This window comes from Micromonospora sp. NPDC048898, from assembly GCF_043198035.1.
In the GTDB taxonomy this organism is placed as follows: domain Bacteria; phylum Actinomycetota; class Actinomycetes; order Mycobacteriales; family Micromonosporaceae; genus Micromonospora.
In genome coordinates this window covers 55,188-72,034 of the sequence record NZ_JBICUF010000024.1, presented here as the reverse complement: position 1 = coordinate 72,034, position 16,847 = coordinate 55,188, and the positions used below count along the sequence as shown (strand labels likewise).

Below are 16,847 nucleotides of genomic sequence, written 5' to 3'. Positions count from 1 at the left end.
ACGGCTCCAAGATCGCCCACTCACGATCCGTCAGATCGAAACGCGCCACGTCCTACCTAACGACCCACGCCCAAGATCCGCCAAGTACGCCCTAGGGCGCGTCCTTCGGCGACCCGGGCTCCGCCTAGCGGGGCGTGCCCAGCCATTGCAGTCCTTCGCGGAGGACGATCTGGCCGCGGACCGGGGTATCCCCAACGAGCGTGATGCCTGTGAGTCATCTTGATGACTCACAGGCATCAGCGTGTCGGACCGGGAGGCGGTGGGCCGGTTCACGTTCGACGCTGAGGCCGAGATGCGCTGGCTGCTCCTCCTGGTGATCGTGGTGCTGGTGGTGGGCGGGCTCTGGCTGCCCCGCCGGGCGAGGCGGGCGGGCAGATCGGTGCGGCGATAGGTGGACGAGTGACGAGAGAGTGAGCGGCACGCTCGGCCCGATCCGCGTGGACGGTGCCGGCCGTCGGGCTAGCGTGGGCGCGTGCGTACCGTGGAACTGGTCTGCTCGCCCGGGTTGGACGTCGCGGTCCGGGCGGTCTGGGGCCGGTTGGCGGCGGGGTTGCCCAGTCTGGCCCGCAACATCCACCCGACCAACCGGCCGCACCTCACGCTCGCGGCGGTGGACGACTTCCCGCCCGGCGTCGCGCATGGTCTGGCCGAGCTGTTCGACGCCGCGCTACCGGTGTCGGTCACCCTCGAACGTGTCGTCGTCCTCGACGGCAGCGCCCCGCTGGTCTGGCTCGTGCGACCGACGCCCGCCCTGACCGCGCTGCACGCGGCCGTCTGGGACGTGCTCGCCGAGGCCGACGGGCAGCGGCCGTGGCACGCGCCGGGGGAGTGGGTGCCACACCTGAGCCTGGCCCTGCGGTTCCGCGACGCGGACCTGCGCCGGGCGCGTGCCGTGAGCGGTGGGCAGCGCCCGGCGGGCGACTTCGTCGCCGCGCGCAGCTATGACGGTACGGATCGGACGGTGACCCCGTTGACCCGGCTCGGCTGAGGTCGTCGCGCGAACTCGTGTTAGTTGCTGCCCCCGCCGCCGTCGCCCCCGCCGTCGCTGCCGCCACTGAACTCGCCGCCACCCACTCCACCTGAGCCGCCGGCGTAGCCGTGGCGGCCGTCCAGGAAGGGCAGATCGCCGCGGATGCCGCGAGGCTTGGGTCGTTTGCCCGGCCCGCCGAGGTGCTGCAGGCAGACCCGTTCGGCAACCGGGAAGCACTCGCCGCGGCCGCCGCAGTCGACCAGGTAGCGCTTGCCGTCGGGGATGCGAAGCTCCTGGTCGACCCGGAACAGCAGGGGAAGGCTGGTCGGGTCGCCACCCTCGTCCCGGCGGGCGTGACCCAGCGTGGCGAGCAGCAGCGAACCGCGCTCGGCGGTGGTCGGGTCGCCGCCGGTCGCGGGACCCGGCTGGTGGTGCAGGAGGCGCCCGAACGCGGCGTCGCAGAAGGTGGCGTAGTCCCGCGTGTGCAGGGTCAGTGCCTGCCACAGGTCGTCCACGACCACCGACGGCACGGACAGCTTCGCACCGGGGTGGCGGACGACGAGCCGGAACCACTGCCGGGTCGCGGTCTCGACGAGGACGATGTCGTCGGCACCGAGATGGGGGTACCGATTTCGGAGACGCTCCCGCCCACTGGCCGGGAACTGCAGATCGGAGACGGCGCGGAGTCGGCGAGGGGTACGGTCGCTTCTGAACTTCGTCCAGTTCATGCGGCTACTTCTATCCGCCCGGGCTGCGGGCGCTCGTGCCTCGACTTGCCGAAGTGGCGCCGTGGCTCCTTCAGAGTAGGGCAGCAGGCAAGCGCGGCACCGAACGCGCCGGGCGCGGGGGTCGGGGCTCGCGGGGGGTTACGCCGGGGCGGGACGCCACAGGCCTATCTCGAAGGCTTCGCACAGCCCTCGTTCGCGGCCCGCCACCTGTGCCCACCACCGGCTCTTGACCCGCAGGTACTCCTCGCTCATGTAGTCCCGGTCGAGAATCTGCCGGTACGCGGCGAGCGCCTCGATCTTGGCATACCAGACGTTCGTGACGTCGACGAAGAAGGTCGGGCGGAAGTCGGTCGTGGCGAGGGTCGGGTGGCCGAGGAGGAGCATCGTCGGATGACGGCTGCGGCTGACGGTGATCCGTACGGCGTGACAGATCGCGTTGTGGTCCTGGTTCTGCCCGGCGCCGGGGCCGTGGGTGATCACGACATCCGGGCGGCGAGCGTCGATCAACGCGTCCGTGATGGTGACCAGATCCCCGTCGATGCGCAGGTCGTTGGACTCCAGGTCGCCGACTTCGCCGGTTGCGCCGAGGATCTCGCAGCAGGCGTCGAACGCCTTGTCCCTGCCCTGGCTCCCGCGCGACAAGGAGGCGACGTGGACGTCCATCCCGGCCTGGGTCATGCGGGCGATGGTGCCGCCGCAGAGGAGGGCCTCGTCGTCCGGGTGCGCGACGATCACCAGGGCCTTCCGCAGTGCGGTCGTCGCGAAGGGATTCGTCCCGCCGACCGGGTCGTTCGCCGCCATCGAGGTGGAAGCCGCCCCCGCCCATCGTGTCGTTGCGATGTCGTTAGCCATTCACGAAGTATGGCGGCAATCCGTCAGCGTCTGATCACGCGCTGGTACGACGCGTTCCGCCGTTCGGCGCATAGTGGGGCGCGCCGTCCGGCTCTTTTCGGGGTGAATCGGAGGATTGTTCGATCTGGTCCGGTCCGGCTGATTACGGTGTGTTCAGGGCGATCCACCCAGTGCGAGAAGGGACCCCGTCATGCGAGTGCCCAGCCGTAGTCCGGGTCAGCAACCGGGGTCGCCCGTCTCGCCCACCGCGCCGGCCCGCCGCCGGCCCTCCGGCACGACCCCCCGTCGCCGGTCCGCCGCCGAGCCCGACCTGGCCGCCTACCGGGCCGCCGTCGCCGAACTGCTCGTCGAGGTGGGTGCCCTGGCCGACGCGCCGAGCACCCGGGCCCGCCAGGTGCTCATCGACGAGCGCCTGCGGGAGCCGGCGCTCGCCGCCGTCCTCGACGCCACCCCGCAGGGGCTGCTCGGGGCGCGCGAGACGCTGCTGCTGGAGATGGCCCGCTACCAGCCCAACGAGCGCACCTCGGCGCGTGACCTCAGCGCGCTGGTGCGGATCTACCTGCTGTCCCGCATCGACGTGCTGTGGTGGCAGGACGCCCCGACGTTCGTCACCGACGACCAGGTCAACGGCAGCGCGGAGTTGGTCGACCTGGAGTGGCTGCGTCGCCGCGACCTGCTGCGGTTCCGCTACCAGGAGCAGCCCGCCAGCCTGCTGGGCCGCGCCGCCCGCGGACTGCGCCGTCGGCTGCGTCCGGACGCCGCCCCGCAGACCGCCGGCCTGCTGTTTCGGCGCGCCCGCCGGGAGGTCGTGGCGCTGCTCAACGACCTCGCGCGGGAGTTCGCCGCCGCCGCGCCGCCGCACACCCCGCCGCTGTGGGTGACCAGCCTGGTCCGCAGCGCCGAACACCAGTACCGGCTGCGCCGGCTGGGCTACGCCGCGATGCTGCCCAGCGGGCACTGTCTGGGCTACTCGGTGGACGTCGAGCTGAGCTGGTTCGAGCGGTTCGGCGCGCGTCAGTCGCTGGCGGAGCTGCTGCTGGCCCGGCAGGAGGCCGGCGAGATCAACGTGATCGACGAGGGGCAGGCGTGGCACCTGTGCCTCGCGCCCGCCGCCCGACGCCGCCTCCGCCAGGCGTACGAGGCCGAGATGGGGGTCTGAGCCGGTGTGCGGCATCGCCCTGAGCATCGGCCCCGAGGCCGACCCGACGACCTTCCGGCGGATGCTGGCCGTCCTGGCCCCGCGCGGTGAGGTCACCGAGACCCGTTCCGAGCGCGGGCTGCTCGCCGGCACCCGCCGCCTGCGCGTCGTCGACCGGGACCGGGCGGTGCAGCCGTGGACGTCGACCGACGAGAGCTGGCTGCTCTGCTTCAACGGCGAGATCTTCAACTACCGGGAGCTGCGGGCGCAGTTGACACGCCTCGGTCAGGTGTTCCGCACCGAGAGCGACACCGAGGTGCTGCTCGCCGCCTTCCAACAGTGGGGCGAGGCGGCGGTGACCCGACTGCGCGGCGAGTACGCGTTCGCCATCGTGCAGCGGGCCACCGGCCGCGCCTACCTGGCCCGCGATCCGCTCGGGGTCAAACCGTTGTACTGGTCCCGCCGGCCCGGCTGCCTGCATCTCGCCTCCGAGGTCAAGGCGCTCGTCGGGCACGGCGCCCCGATCGCCGAGGTGCCACCCGGTCACCACGGCTGGGCCGAGGCGGACGGGCACGTGCGACTGGACCCGTACGTCGACCTGCTCACCATCGGCGCGGGCCTGCCGGTCGTCGACGACCCGGACGAGGCCCGCCTGCTCGTTCGTGCCGCGCTGAGCGACGCCGTCCGGATGCGGGTGGAGACCGACCTGACCGTCGGGGTGGTGCTCTCCGGTGGGTTGGACAGTTCGCTGATCCTGCGCCAGGTGCGTGACATCCATCCGGACTGCGTCGCGGTGACGGTGGGCGTCGCGGACAGCCCCGACGTCGCGTACGCGCGGCGGCTCGCCGCCGATCTCGACGTGCCGCACGTCGTGGTCGAGCTGCGTCCGCGCGACATCCGGCTCGCCGACGTGCGCGAGGCGATCCGGATCTGCGAGCTGACCGAGTACGGCGACATCATCAACGCGGTCGTGTCGGTGCCGATCTTCCGTCGCCTGCGTGACCTGGGAATCAAGGTGGTGCTGACCGGCGACGGGTCCGACGAGCTGTTCGGTGGGTATCCGATGTACCGCCAGGTCGGCCCGGCCGCGGCGCGCCGGCTGTTCCTGCACCGGATCCGCAACCTGTGTCGGACCGAGTTGCAGCGGGTCGACCGGGCCGCCATGGCCCACGGGGTGGAGGCGCGGGTGCCGTTTCTCGACCTCAGCGTGGTGGAGCTGGCGATGCGGCTGCCGCTGAGCCTGAAGGTGCGCGACGGGCAGGAGAAGTGGATCGTCCGGCGGGCGTTCGCCGACGTGCTGCCCGACTACGTCCTGCGCCGGCCGAAGAACCCGATGTCGTACTCGTCGGGTCTGCACGAGCGGGTCCGGCTGTACAAGCCGCTCTTCGCCCGGCTGCACCGCTCGTTCGGCTACGACCTGCAGCAGCCGGTGCGCCGCGACTTCGACACCGTGCTGAGCCGGTGTGGCAACGACCTCGACCGGGCCATCGCCGACGGGATCGACCGGCCCGACTACACGGTGCTGGAGCACGCCCGCGACCTGGTCGGCGCCGCCAGGTGGAACGCCGCGCCGATGGTCCGCCGGCTGGTCGGCCCGCGCCCGGCCCGCCGCTCGTCGACCGGTTGACCCGACGCTTGACTCTGACACCGTGTCAGGGACGAGCGTGAGGGGACCATGTTCACCATCGGAGACTTCGCCCGACTGGGCCGGGTGTCGGTGCGGATGCTGCGCCACTACGACAGCATCGGCCTGCTCCGGCCGGCCGCCGTCGACAGGCACACCGGATACCGGTTCTACCGCGCGGACCAACTGCGCCGGCTCAACCGGGTGATCGCCCTGAAGGAGCTGGGCCTCACCCTGGAGCAGGTGCGGGTCATCGTCGACGACGCCGTCGACGTGGTCGAGCTGCGCGGCATGCTGCGGCTGCGTCGTACCCAGTTGGAAGAGCAACTGGCCGCGGACGCCGCCCGGCTGGCCGCGGTCGAGGCGAGGCTCCGGATGATCGAGTTGGAGGGCACGATGAGTACGCAGGACGTCGTTCTGAAGGAGATCGCACCGGTGCGCGTCGCGGAGCTGACCGCTGTCGCGTCGAGTTACCAGAGTCAGGACATCACCCCGGTGATCGGGCCGCTCTACCCGGAGTTGTTCCGCCGGCTGGCCGACGCCGGGATCACCCCGGCGGGGCCGACCATCGCCTGGTACGAGCCCGACGGCGACGGCGACGCGGTGGTGGTGCACGCCGGGGTGACCGTCGCGGTCGGGCCGTCGAGCGTCGCCGACCTCACGGTACGCGACCTGCCCGCGCTGGGCTCCGCCGCGACGATCCTCCACCATGGCGCGATGGACGACGTCGACCAGAGCATGCAGGTGCTCGCCCGCTGGATCGACGACAACGGCTACCGTGCCGACGGTTTCGCCCGCGAGGTGTACCTGGACTACTGCCCGGACCAGCCGGAGAAGGGCGTCACCGAGCTTCAGCTCGCGGTGCACCGGGACTGACCCCGACCCTGCCGTCGCGTCCGCCGCGGAAAGGACGCGACGGCAGTCGGAATCCGGACAGCCTCCGCCCATGGCAGTACACTTTCCCCATCCGAATGTGGCCTGACCTGGGAAAACTGGTAGGAGTGAATAGAGATCCGTCACTCAGTACGCGAAAGCCATTCCGTGAGTGACGGTCGAATTTTCCGCCAGTCGCCCTGCGGCCGGGGGCAGTAGGCGCGTGGCCGCCGAGGACTATCCGCCGGTCGCCTGCCTCCTTCCCCCGTTCGCGGTGGCCCTCATCCCCGGGAGAGGGAGAAAACATTCATGTCCCCAGTGCTCCGTGCCCGTCCACGGGCCGTCACGGCATGCGCCGCAATCTTGGCGCTGATCGTCAGTCTGCTCGTCGCCCCCACCGCGGCCTCGGCTCGCGCCCCGAGTCGCACCCCCACACCGGTCGTGGCACCGGTGGCAGCGCCGGCCGTCGCCGCGCAGCGAATCGCCGAGCTGGCCGCCCCGGCGCAGCCCCCGGCCGCGCCGGCCCGGCCCACCGCGTCCTGGCGTGCCGGCACGGCCACGGTGAACTGGAAGGCGCCGGCTGACGGCGGCTCGGCCCTCAGCGGGTACGTGGTCACCGCGTACCGCAACGGCAAGAAGGCGAAGACCGTCACCTTCGACGAGTCGACGACGACCCGGAAGATCGAGGGTCTGACCGCCAGGGCCACCTACACCTTCACGGTCGCCGCGAAGAACGCGGAGGGCGTCGGCCCGTCCAGTAAGCCCTCGGCCGGTGCCAAGATCATGGCGCTGCCGAGCGCGCCGACCATCATCGCGGTCACCGCCGACACCGCCACGGCCCTGCTGAGCTGGAAGCCCGGCCCCAACGGCGGCTCACCGATCACCAACTACATCGTCACCCCCTGGGTGGGCGGCGTGCGGCAGCCGGCCCAGACCTTCGGGGCGGCCACCACCAACACGGTCACCGGGCTGTTCCCCACCACCGCCTACCGGTTCACGGTGGCGGCCCGCACCTCCCAGGGCGTCGGCCCCGAGTCCGCCCCGTCGGACGAGGTCATCGCGAACGTCTCGCCGACGCTGCTGTTCAACCACCCGAACGACGCGACGGTCGGCATCGCGTACACGGCGACCCTGAACATCACCCACGGGGTGCCGCCGTACACCTGGAGCGTCGACTCGGGCACCATGCCGCCCGGCATCTCGCTGAACCCCGTCACCAACGGCATCTCCGGCGTCCCGACCCTCGCGGGGACCTACCCGGTGGTGATCCGGGTCATCGACGCGGACGGCGAGACCGGCACCAGGCTGATCAGCCTGGTGGTCAACAAGGCGCCCCTCCTGAGCTTCCCGGCGCCGCCGCTGGGTGAGGTCGACGCGCCCTACTCCGAGCAGCTCAACGTGATCGGCGGCACCGGGCCGTTCACCTGGTCGCTGCCCGTCGGGTCACTGCCGCCCGGGCTGACCCTCGACCCGACGACCGGCCTGCTGTCCGGCCGGCCGACAACTGTCGGCGCCTTCCCGTCGACGGTCCGGGTGACCGACGCCAACGGCTTCGCCGCCAACCGGCCCATCCGGATCCTGATCCAGCCCAAGAGCGTGGCCACGCTGAGCGTGTCCACGAACGCCACCAACTTCGGCAACTCGGTGCAGTTCCAGGTCATCGTCGGCCCCGGTGTCGCCGAGGGCAGCGTCACCCTCATCGACGAACTGCCCAACGGGGTGGAGACCCCACTGGGCACCTTCCCGCTGTCGCTCAACGTGGCCACCTTCCAGGTCTACGTGCCGGCGTTCGGGCACAACCAGTTCCGGGCGCAGTACGACGGGACCGGCCCGCTCGGCGAGGCGGTGTCCAACGAGGTCATCATCGAGGTCTCGGCCGCACCCCGCCAGGTGGTCATCGACCAGTTCGCGCAGTCCGGCATCAGCGGCCTCGCCGACCAGTTCGTCTCGATCGTCAACGGCACGGCGATCAACCTGCCGATCGCCGGCTTCAAGGTGGAGGCGCCCGGCGGGCTGTCCATCACCATCCCGGGCAGCGCGCGGCCGCTGCCGCCCAAGCGGGGCTACCTGATCGCGGCCACCAACTACTCCCTGTTCAACATCCAACCCGACCTCGTCGTCCCCAGCCTCGGCCAGGGCGGCTTCCGGCTCGTCGCACCGGACGCGGCGCACACGGTCACCGACCGGGCCGGCTCGACACCGGGCTTCTCCGAGGGCCCGCCCCTGCCCGCCTTCAACTCGCCGCCGTTCGTCCCCTACGCCTGGAACCGACTCCGGATCGGGGGCAACCTGAAGGACACCGCCAACAACGTGGCCGACTTCCGACTCGTCGCCACCGTGCTCGGGCCGATCAACGGGGTGCCGTCCACACTCGGCAGTCCCTCGCCGCAGAACACGCTGGGCACCTACCAGCAGAACGCCGCCATGCAGTCGACGCTGTTCGACCCGAACGTGGCGGCGTCGGCCGCACCGAACCGGGTCCGCACACCCAACAGCCTGGTGATCCGCCGGACGCTGACCAACCGGTCGTCCGCGCCGATCACCCAGGCGCGGATCCGGATCACGTCGCTGAGCGCGGAGAACGGCGCACCGTACCCCGGTGGGTCGTCGCCGCAGGTGCACTCCAACCTGCGGTTGGTCAACCCGGTCAACGCGACCACCTCGATCACCATCAGTGACGGCCGGACGCTGTTCGTGCGCAACCTGTCCATGGACACGCCGGCCACCAGTCCGCCGGGTGGCGGGTTGGGCACCACCCTGACGATCCCCATCGACCTGGGTGGGCTCGCACCGGGCGCGTCGATCCACATCGCGTTGAGCTTCGCGGTGGACACCCCCGGATCGTTCTGGGTGGCGTACGACGTCGACGCGATCGGCGGGGGCGTCGTCCCCACGATCGCGACGTCGGCGAAGGGCGCCAAGGCGACCAAGCAGCGCGCGGCGGACGCCAAGCGGCTGAGGGAGTCGCAGAAGGTGACAGTCGACAGGGGCACCCTGCGCTGACACCCGTCGGTCGATGATGCGGGTGGCGTGTCACCACGAGCGCCACCCGCATCGCGTCGCCGTCCACCACCGTTGAGCAGACGATGAGCGGGGAGATCATGCCGACACCCGGCCGTGGCGTCTACGGGCTGCGGGTGCACGGGCTGGACGAGGCGTCCGAGCTGCCGCCGGCCGAGGACGCGGCCCTCGGGTGGCCCACCGTGCGGGTCGGCCAGGTGGATGTGCCGCCACCACCGCCGGTGCCGTTGGACGGCCGGCGGGGCACCCGGATCCTCGCCGACGGGCGGACCCTCTCGGTGGACCGACTGCGGGGCACCGCCACCTTCTACGGGCCACCGCTCGTTCCGGACGTGCTGGCCCACCCGTACCTCGCACCGGTGGCGACGACCGTCAACCGGTGGGCGGGTCGGGAGACGTTCCACAGCGGCGCGTTCGTGCTCGCCGGTCGTGCCTGGGCGGTGCTCGGCCCGCGTACCGCCGGCAAGAGCAGCCTGCTCGCGGCCCTGGCCGCCCGAGGGCTGTCGATCCTGACCGACGACATCCTGGTCGTCGACGGCGGCGACGCCTTCGCCGGCCCCCGCTGTGTCGACCTGCGGCGGCCGGTGCCGGGGGTGGCGCTGCCCACCCGGCCGGTCCGGGCCGGCGACCTGCTGCGGGTGCGGCTGCCGCCGATCGCGCCGCACGTCCCCCTGGGTGGCTGGCTGTTCCTGCGCTGGGGCGACGCGATCACCCTGACCCGGCTGCCCGGCGCCACAGTGCTGGCCCGGCTCGCCAGCCGGCGGTCGTTCGGGCAGTTGCCCTCCGACCCGGGCGCGCTGCTGTCGCTCGCCGCCCTGCCGGCGTGGGAGCTGACCCGGCCGCGCGACTGGTCCGCCCTCGACGACACCCACCGGCTGGTGGTCGACGCCGTCGCCGCCACCTCGGCCGTCGGAGCGACCCGGTGACCGACCTGCCGTCGGCCGTCCGCTGCCTGAGCCTCGACACGGCCGCGGCCCGGGTCAGCGCCGCACTGGCCACCCGGGGCGTGGAGGCCATCCTGCTCAAGGGGGCCGGGCTGGCCCGCCGGCTGGGCCAGGAACGGCACCGGCTCTACACCGACGTCGACCTGCTGGTCGCCCCCGCCTCGTTCGACCTCGCGCAGACCACGCTTGCCGACCTCGGCTGCCACAGCGCGCTCCCGGAGGGTCGCCCCGACCACCGGTCGCACTGGTACGAGCGACCGTGGCGGATGCCCGGCCCGCTGTCGCTCACCATCGACCTGCACCGCGGTTTCCACGGGGTGGCCGATCCCGAGGCACTGTGGACCGGGCTGTCTGCCTCGGCGCAACGGATCGGGTTGGCCGGCGGCCTGGTCGCCGTGCCGGACGAGGCGGGCGCCGCCCTGCTGGTGGCCCTGCACGCCGCCGCACCGGGCCGCTCCGACCGGCCGGGTGCCGACCTGCGGCGGGCGCTCGCGGTCTTTCCCGTCGCCACCTGGCGATCGGCGGCCGACCTCGCCACGCGGACCGGGGCACTGCCGTCGTTCGCGCTCGGCCTACGCCTGACACCGGCGGGCGCGGCCCTGGCCACCACGTTGGCCCTGCCCCGACAGGGCACGCCGGCGCTGTGGCTGCGGGCCCACCGTTCCTCACCCGCAGCCCTGACGATCGCACAGCTCGCCGAGCTGCCCGGTCTGGTCGACCGGCTGCGCCACCTCGGCCCGCGGCTGTTTCCGACACCGGCGTCCATGCGGCACGCCAGCCCGCTGGCCCGCCGAGGCCCGGTCGGTCTGCTGCTGGCGCACCTGGCCCGGCTGGCCCGCAACACCGGGCGGCTCCCGGCCGCACTCAACGAGGTACGCGCGGCGCACCGCAGCAATCGCGGCTGACCGCTGGCGGGTGCGGCGTCAACCCGCCCGGCGTGACCTGTCGTCGCGTCCGGCCGACGGAGTCGGTCAGGGGCGTTGGACCAGCAGCCCGTGCCCGCGCAGGTCCGCCAGGAACGCGGCCACGTCGGCACGGGCCCGCTCCCGGTCCACCGGGGCGGTCTCCACAAGGGCCGTGACCAGCTCGGTGCTGGTGGCGCCGGTCACCAGTCGCTGCCACAGAAGCGCGCCGGTGGCGCCCAGTCCGAAGTAGACCGAGTTGCTGGTGTCCAGCACGACCACCTCCTCGCCGGCGACCCGCCAGGCCACCCGGTCCGGGTCGACCCGGTGCACGATCTCCTGCTCTGTCACGGCGTGACCTCCATGTCGATCTCGGAACGCTCCGGCCGGCCGGCGGAGTCGGGCGGGTTCGCGGCCAGCCAGAGCTGTTGGACCAGGCTGGCGGTGCCGCCGGGGATCGGCCAGTGCGACCAGATCTCCCGCAGGGCCTCCGGATCGACCAACCCCTCGTCGGCTCCGGAGCCGTCCCAGGAACTGACGAACTCCCGGGTCGGCGTCCGGAAGAACACCTCCAGAAAACGGGCCTTGCGGCGGGGCGCGGTGACCTCGGCCGGTAGGGCTCCCCGGGCCATCTCCGCGAGCAGCCGATCCCGGCCGATCCCCCGGTGGTCGCCGAACCGCAGCGCCAACGCGGCCAGAAAGCCCTCGTCGAGCAGCGGCTGGATCGCGGTCACCCGGTGCTCGGCGGCCACCGCGGCAAGCGCCGAGCAGGTCGTCCGCAGGTCCCGGCGGCGGGTGTGCCAGGCGATCCGCTGCCGCAGGCGGCGCGGCTCGGCACGCTGCTCCGCGCGGTGCGCGCGGTACGCCTCGCGGGCGACCTCCGCGCGCAGCCACGGAAACGACTCCGCCGGCCCCTGCCGGGTACGCGCGGCGTGCCGCAGCCACCACAGTCGGGCGCGCAGCGAGGCCGCCGGTGGACGACGCCACCCGGCCAGGATCTGGTCACCGCCGGCACCGGTGAGCAGTGCGCCGCCGGTGGCCAGCTCGGCGATGGGCAGGTGCAGGTGCAGGTTGACCGGATGGACCACGCCGTGGCGGTGCAGCAGCCGGCGGGCCACCGGCCCGACCAGGTCCAGATCGTCGGCGGCCCGCAGGATCTGCCACGAACCGCCGAGCCCCAGTGCCGTGATCACCCGCAGTTGCCAGTCCGACTCGTCGGCCCGGGGAGCCTCGGCGAACCGCCAGGTGACCGGCACCGGGTTGGGCAACCCTTCTCGACGGGCCGCCCGGACGGCCACCGCCAGGATCAGAGACGAGTCCAACCCGCCCGAGAAGCTGACCACACACGGTGGGCGGGTCAGGCCGGGCAGCACGGCGGCGTCGAGCGCACCCAACGGGTCCGGTACGCCGGCCGGAACGAGCCGACGCGGTGGCGGCGCGGCGACACCGAGCAGCGTTCCGGTGGCGAGGTCGAACGGTGTCGGACGGAGCATGTCGTACCTCAATCGCGTTTCAGGGTGCCGCGGCCGGCGGCGACCCGCAGCGCCCCCGCGAAGGCCCAGCTCGACACCGGCAGCAGCAGCGCGGTGGCACCCAGCAGCGCCAGGGCCGACCAGGCCCAGTCGCCGCCGGCCAGCGCGGCGCGCAGCCCGTCCAGGGCGATCCGGCTGGGCAGCACCGCGGTCAGCTCCGGCAGGGGGCCGGGGAGTTCGGAGACCGGGAAGTACGTGCCGGACACGAAGGTGAGCGCGACGACGAACAGTCGGGCGGCGGCGTCGCCGTGCCCGACGGCCACGGTGAACGCCGCGAGCGCGATGCCGATACCCAGCACCGACGCGGTGCCGGCGACCAGCAGCACCGCGACTCCCCACCAGTCGGCGCGGCCGGTGTGCAGGCCGAGCACGGTGCCGAGGATCGCCAGGTAGACGCAGGAGCGCAGCAGGGCGAACAGGAACGGGTAGCCGGCGGTCCCGATGGTCAGCGCGGTGACCGGCATGGGCTCGGCGGCCAACACCTCAAGTGTCCCGCTGCGTTGTTCCCGGATCACCCGACCGGTCAGTTGCGTGGTGGCGGCCTGCAGGACGAGCAGGAAGGTGATGCCGACCGCCACGAAGTCGAAGTAGCTGGCCGAGTGGGCGAGGTCGGTGCCGGAGGAGGGGGTGAGCACCCGGGAGATGAACAGGAAGACGACCAGGTTCACCACCCCGAAGGCGAGGTCCAGCAGCAGCGGCAACCGGAACTGCCGCGGGTCGCCGAGGTCGCGGCGGACCAGGGCCAGGATCATCGCGAGCGGACTGGCGCCGGCGGCCCGGCTGGCGGTCGCGGCCGAGGTGGTTGAGGTCACGACGCGGCCGCCGTGCTCGGCGTCGTCGTCGGCTGCCCGGTGAGGGTCAGGGCGGACTGGCACCGGTCCCGGTCGTCGGCGAGGTGCGACGCGATCACACAGGTCAACTCGGGTCGCCGGTCGAGCGCCTGCCACAACAGCTCCCGCGACGTCTCGTCGAGGGAGCGGCCCGGCTCGTCGAGCAGCAGCAGCGCGGGAGCGGCGACGAGAGCCCGCGCGATGCTGACCCGGGCTCGCATGCCCGCCGAGCACCGCTGCACCGGGACTGTCGCGTACCCGGCCAGGTCCAGTTCGGCTTCGACCCGGGCGACGGCCGCGCGGACGGCTCGCCGGGGCAGCCGGAGTCGGGCGACGAGTGCCACGTTCTCCCGTGCCGACAGCGTCTCGTACAGGCCCTGTTCCGGGGCGAGGCACACGCTGGTCAGGTGCCGGGCGGGCCGTGAGCCGACCGGGTGGCCGCCGACGGTGGCCTGTCCGGCGCTGAAAGTCAGCGTGCCGGACAGGCACCGCAGCAGCGTGGTCTTGCCGGATCCGTTGCTGCCGCCCAGGAACACCCGGGCACCCACCGGAACGTCGAGGTCCAGGTCGGCGAAGATCACCCGACGACCGAACCGACGCTGTGCCCGGCGGATCGTGAGCAACGGCGGTCCTCCCACGATGTCGGGCGGCGACGGGTCAGAGCGAACCGTCGCCGCCGCCACCCAGGCCGTCGTCCGGACCTACGGTGCCGCCCTTGGTCAGCTCGGCGAGGGTGCCCAGGCGCTGGATCGTCGGCGGCCGGTAGTCCGAGGCGGCTGTCGGGACTGTGTCCAGTTCGCGGTGCGATGTCATCGGTTCTCCTACTCGAATCGGTGTCGACCCAGCATAAACGGTCATCTCGCGCTTCAGGTAGATAACACGACGCGGAGGGTCATACGTCGCAACCGGGCGAGAACCATTCAATGGTGGCCCGAGTGGGCTCAGCTCACCAGCAGCAACGCGCCGACCGCGGCGAGCGTGCCGGTCACCGCGAGCAGGGTGCTGGTCAGCACGAACCGGGTCGACGGCACCGCCACCCCGGCCGCCCGGCACCGCTCGAACCACAGCAGGGTGGCCAGCGACGCCCAGGGGGCGGCAAGCGGGCCGACGTTGGTGCCGATCAGCAGGGCCAGCAGACGGGTGTGGTCGGCGCTCGGCAGCACCGCCTCGCCGGCCAGATAGGCCGGCAGGTTGTTCACGGCGTTCGACAGCACCGCCCCCGTGCTGCCGGCCCGCAGCGCGCCGAGCGCACCGCCGTCGGCGCCGAGCAGGCCGGCGACCAGGTCGTCCAGCCCGTGCTGGCCGAGGGTCTGCACCACCAGGAACAGGCCGACGACGAACAGCAGCAGCCGCACCGGCACCAGGTGCGGGCGCAGCGTGGCGGGGGAGCGGACGGCGAACCCGACGAGCACCAGCGCGAGCGCGACGGTGGAGGCGAGACCGATCTCCACCCCGGCGAGGATGCCGGCGATGAAGAGCAGGCAGCCGGCGAGCGCGACGCGGTGCAGCACCGGATCGGCCGGCACGTGCCGGCTCGGCGGAACGAACCGTCCGCCGACCGGACCATCCCGCCGCCACCACGCGTACCAGAGCAGCGCCATGGTGACCGCCACCGCGGCGAGCTGCGGCAGCGCCATCCGCTCGGCGTACGCCAACGGGGTCAGCCCGACCCGGTCGGCGGCCAGCAGGTTGGTCAGGTTCGACACCGGCAGCAGCAGGCTGGCGGTGTTCGCCAGCCAGACCGTGGTGACCGCGAGCGGGGCGGCCGGGACGCGCAGGTTGCGGGCCAACGCGAGCAGCACCGGGGTGAGCAGCACGGCGGTGGTGTCGAGGTTGAGCACGAGGGTGGTCAGCGTGGCCAGGCCACCACAGAGCAGGAACAGCGCCGCCCACCTGCCCCGGGAGGCGATGGCCAGCCGGCTGGCCAGCACGTCGAAGACGCCGGCCACGGCGGTCAGCTCGGCGAGCACGATCACGGTGCCGAGGAAGAGCAGCAGCGGCAGGATCCGGTGCAGGGTGGCGGTGGTCTCCGCCCGTGGCAGCAGCCCGCTCAGCGCGCAGGCGGCGCCGAGGACGGCGAGGACGACCGCCACCAGATCCAGCGGGCGGGGCCGCCAGCGCGTGGTCGGTTCGGGCGGGGCTGCGGTCGTCACGTCTGACCACGTTCGCACAGCGTCCGGCCGGCGGCGTCGCCACCCCCACTGGGGTGACGAGCCGCACCGTTGGCGGCCCGTCGCCCTGCTGATTCAGGTCCTTTGCTCTGCTTCAACCCACGCAACACCACACGTTCGATAGTCGGACAACGGCTGTCGCGCCCGTTGAAGCAGAGCAAAGGTGAACTCGGGGGCGGCCGGGGTGGGCGATGCGCCGGGGTGAAACAGCGCGGTGGACAACCGTCTACCGCTGCCATAGCGTCCAACGGGTATGCGGAGGACCCTGCCGGCCGTTGCGACGGCCCTGTTGCTCGCCCTGACGTCCTGTGCCACATCCGGGCCGGCGGGCCCGTCGCGCGTCGGGTCGCCGGCCGCTTCCCGCCAGGACGCCGCCCAGGCCGAGCAGACTATGGCCAGCCTGCGCCGGGTCGACGACCTGCCGCTGTACGAGATGACGTACGTCGGGGCATACGATCCGACGGTGGGGACCGACGCGGCCCCGCCCAGTCCGTTCGGCTGCTCGCTGTTCGTCGCCGCCGGTGACCCGGCGCGGCCGTTGTTCGCCCGCAACTTCGACTGGGACGCCAACCCGGCGCTGGTGCTGCGGACCGACCCGCCGGACGGCTACGCGGCCGTGTCGCTCGTCGACATCTCCTACCTCGGGGTCGGCGCGGACCCGGCCGGTGACCGTCGGCTGCTCGACGCGCCGCTGCTGCCCTTCGACGGCATGAACGAGCGGGGCCTCGCCGTGGGGTTGGCGGCGGACGACGCGGCGACCGCCCGCCCGGTCGCGGGCAGACCCACTGTCGGTTCGGTGCGGATCCTGCGGTTGGTGCTGGACCGGGCCGCGACGGTTGACGAGGCCGTTGCCGTGTTCACCCGGCACAACCTCGACTTCGACGGAGGGCCGCCGCTGCACTACCTGCTGGCCGACGCGTCCGGCGCATCCGCCGTGGTCGAGTTCGTGGACGGGGAGATGCGGGTGGAGCGGGGCACGGGCGGCTGGCAGGCGCTCACGAACGTGCCGGTCGCAGGGGTGCCCGAGCAGCGCCGCCGGGAGGACCGCCGGTACGGGCAGATCGCCGCCGCGCTCACCGACGCGGGCGCGGTGGTGGACGCCGACGCGGCGCACCGCATCCTCGCCGCCGTTCGGCAGGGGCATACCCGTTGGTCGGTGACGTACGGCCTGCGCAGCGGTGAGGTTCGACTGATCACCGCGGGCGGTGGCGAGCGCCGTTACCAGTTGGCCGTGCGCTGACGCGCGTACCCCCTGGGAACGT

Annotated in this window: 17 protein-coding genes; 9 read left to right on the top strand and 8 right to left on the bottom strand. The window is 72.7% G+C overall.

Annotation, left to right across the window (positions count from 1 at the left end; genetic code table 11):
• The first annotated feature begins 241 nt into the window (after nucleotides 1–241).
• Together ACGFIQ_RS34055 and ACGFIQ_RS34050 are read left to right on the top strand one after the other, a co-directional pair.
• Nucleotides 242–391: a hypothetical protein gene (locus ACGFIQ_RS34055; RefSeq protein WP_393250105.1), complete on the top strand. Its 150-nt coding sequence runs from the start codon at nucleotides 242–244 to the stop codon at nucleotides 389–391.
• Between the two features lie 81 nt (nucleotides 392–472).
• Nucleotides 473–988, top strand: a complete 516-nt coding sequence (locus tag ACGFIQ_RS34050) for a 2'-5' RNA ligase family protein (RefSeq protein WP_393250103.1) — start codon at nucleotides 473–475, stop codon at nucleotides 986–988.
• 20 nt (nucleotides 989–1,008) lie between these two features.
• Here the strand turns inward: ACGFIQ_RS34050 and ACGFIQ_RS34045 are convergent, their stop codons facing one another.
• Together ACGFIQ_RS34045 and ACGFIQ_RS34040 are read right to left on the bottom strand one after the other, a co-directional pair.
• Nucleotides 1,009–1,698, bottom strand: a complete 690-nt coding sequence (locus ACGFIQ_RS34045; protein ID WP_393250101.1) for a hypothetical protein — start codon at nucleotides 1,696–1,698, stop codon at nucleotides 1,009–1,011.
• A 138-nt stretch (nucleotides 1,699–1,836) separates the two neighbouring features.
• A complete protein-coding gene (locus ACGFIQ_RS34040) occupies nucleotides 1,837–2,550 on the bottom strand; it encodes a PIG-L deacetylase family protein (protein WP_393250099.1) in 714 nt (237 codons plus the stop codon).
• A 190-nt stretch (nucleotides 2,551–2,740) separates the two neighbouring features.
• Here ACGFIQ_RS34040 and ACGFIQ_RS34035 point away from each other — a divergent pair, with 190 nt between their 5' ends.
• The 6 genes from ACGFIQ_RS34035 to ACGFIQ_RS34010 all read left to right on the top strand — a co-directional run bounded on the left by ACGFIQ_RS34035 (nucleotide 2,741) and on the right by ACGFIQ_RS34010 (nucleotide 11,055).
• Nucleotides 2,741–3,709, top strand: coding sequence for a DUF5715 family protein (locus tag ACGFIQ_RS34035; RefSeq protein ID WP_393250097.1), 969 nt, complete (start codon nucleotides 2,741–2,743; stop codon nucleotides 3,707–3,709).
• 4 nt (nucleotides 3,710–3,713) lie between these two features.
• Nucleotides 3,714–5,315, top strand: a complete 1,602-nt coding sequence (locus tag ACGFIQ_RS34030; RefSeq protein WP_393250095.1) for an asparagine synthetase B family protein — start codon at nucleotides 3,714–3,716, stop codon at nucleotides 5,313–5,315.
• 48 nt (nucleotides 5,316–5,363) lie between these two features.
• On the top strand, nucleotides 5,364–6,188 hold the full coding sequence (locus ACGFIQ_RS34025) for a MerR family transcriptional regulator (RefSeq protein ID WP_393250093.1): 825 nt from the start codon (nucleotides 5,364–5,366) through the stop codon (nucleotides 6,186–6,188).
• Between the two features lie 447 nt (nucleotides 6,189–6,635).
• The gene (locus ACGFIQ_RS34020) at nucleotides 6,636–9,188 is read left to right on the top strand and encodes a fibronectin type III domain-containing protein (RefSeq protein ID WP_393250091.1); all 2,553 of its coding nucleotides are present in this window, start codon (nucleotides 6,636–6,638) and stop codon (nucleotides 9,186–9,188) included.
• An 83-nt stretch (nucleotides 9,189–9,271) separates the two neighbouring features.
• Nucleotides 9,272–10,132, top strand: a complete 861-nt coding sequence (locus ACGFIQ_RS34015; protein WP_393250089.1) for a hypothetical protein — start codon at nucleotides 9,272–9,274, stop codon at nucleotides 10,130–10,132.
• Nucleotides 10,129–11,055, top strand: a complete 927-nt coding sequence (locus tag ACGFIQ_RS34010) for a nucleotidyltransferase family protein (RefSeq protein ID WP_393250087.1) — start codon at nucleotides 10,129–10,131, stop codon at nucleotides 11,053–11,055. Before ACGFIQ_RS34015 ends, ACGFIQ_RS34010 begins: the two co-directional genes overlap by 4 nt.
• Nucleotides 11,056–11,121: 66 nt before the next feature.
• On the opposite strand, the gene ACGFIQ_RS34005 is transcribed toward ACGFIQ_RS34010, so the two are convergent.
• The 6 genes from ACGFIQ_RS34005 to ACGFIQ_RS33980 all read right to left on the bottom strand — a co-directional run bounded on the left by ACGFIQ_RS34005 (nucleotide 11,122) and on the right by ACGFIQ_RS33980 (nucleotide 15,567).
• On the bottom strand, nucleotides 11,122–11,403 hold the full coding sequence (locus ACGFIQ_RS34005) for a PqqD family protein (RefSeq protein WP_393250085.1): 282 nt from the start codon (nucleotides 11,401–11,403) through the stop codon (nucleotides 11,122–11,124).
• Complete coding sequence (locus tag ACGFIQ_RS34000) at nucleotides 11,400–12,545, bottom strand: asparagine synthase-related protein (protein ID WP_393250083.1); 1,146 nt, start codon at nucleotides 12,543–12,545, stop codon at nucleotides 11,400–11,402. Before ACGFIQ_RS34000 ends, ACGFIQ_RS34005 begins: the two co-directional genes overlap by 4 nt.
• An 8-nt stretch (nucleotides 12,546–12,553) precedes the next feature.
• A complete protein-coding gene (locus ACGFIQ_RS33995; protein WP_393250081.1) occupies nucleotides 12,554–13,396 on the bottom strand; it encodes an ABC transporter permease in 843 nt (280 codons plus the stop codon).
• Entirely contained in the window at nucleotides 13,393–14,037 is a 645-nt protein-coding gene (locus tag ACGFIQ_RS33990) for an ATP-binding cassette domain-containing protein (RefSeq protein WP_393250079.1), read from the bottom strand. Before ACGFIQ_RS33990 ends, ACGFIQ_RS33995 begins: the two co-directional genes overlap by 4 nt.
• Nucleotides 14,038–14,071: 34 nt before the next feature.
• On the bottom strand, nucleotides 14,072–14,227 hold the full coding sequence (locus tag ACGFIQ_RS33985; RefSeq protein WP_357076804.1) for a lasso RiPP family leader peptide-containing protein: 156 nt from the start codon (nucleotides 14,225–14,227) through the stop codon (nucleotides 14,072–14,074).
• Between the two features lie 128 nt (nucleotides 14,228–14,355).
• Nucleotides 14,356–15,567 carry an SLC13 family permease gene (locus ACGFIQ_RS33980; protein WP_393250077.1) on the bottom strand — a complete coding sequence of 404 codons (1,212 nt, stop codon included), beginning with the start codon at nucleotides 15,565–15,567 and terminating at the stop codon, nucleotides 14,356–14,358.
• Nucleotides 15,568–15,838: 271 nt separating this feature from the next.
• Here ACGFIQ_RS33980 and ACGFIQ_RS33975 point away from each other — a divergent pair, with 271 nt between their 5' ends.
• On the top strand, nucleotides 15,839–16,825 hold the full coding sequence (locus ACGFIQ_RS33975; protein ID WP_393250075.1) for a linear amide C-N hydrolase: 987 nt from the start codon (nucleotides 15,839–15,841) through the stop codon (nucleotides 16,823–16,825).
• Nucleotides 16,826–16,847 lie beyond the last annotated feature (22 nt).

What these genes read in the sequence shown, in the direction of transcription:
- ACGFIQ_RS34045 (WP_393250101.1), bottom strand. Translation starts at nt 1,698, where the DNA reads ATGAACTGGACGAAGTTCAGAAGCGACCGTACCCCTCGCCGACTCCGC.
- ACGFIQ_RS33975 (WP_393250075.1), top strand. Translation starts at nt 15,839, where the DNA reads ATGCGGAGGACCCTGCCGGCCGTTGCGACGGCCCTGTTGCTCGCCCTG.
- ACGFIQ_RS33985 (WP_357076804.1), bottom strand. Translation starts at nt 14,227, where the DNA reads ATGACATCGCACCGCGAACTGGACACAGTCCCGACAGCCGCCTCGGAC.
- ACGFIQ_RS34015 (WP_393250089.1), top strand. Translation starts at nt 9,272, where the DNA reads ATGAGCGGGGAGATCATGCCGACACCCGGCCGTGGCGTCTACGGGCTG.
- ACGFIQ_RS34000 (WP_393250083.1), bottom strand. Translation starts at nt 12,545, where the DNA reads ATGCTCCGTCCGACACCGTTCGACCTCGCCACCGGAACGCTGCTCGGT.
- ACGFIQ_RS34040 (WP_393250099.1), bottom strand. Translation starts at nt 2,550, where the DNA reads ATGGCTAACGACATCGCAACGACACGATGGGCGGGGGCGGCTTCCACC.
- ACGFIQ_RS34035 (WP_393250097.1), top strand. Translation starts at nt 2,741, where the DNA reads ATGCGAGTGCCCAGCCGTAGTCCGGGTCAGCAACCGGGGTCGCCCGTC.
- ACGFIQ_RS34025 (WP_393250093.1), top strand. Translation starts at nt 5,364, where the DNA reads ATGTTCACCATCGGAGACTTCGCCCGACTGGGCCGGGTGTCGGTGCGG.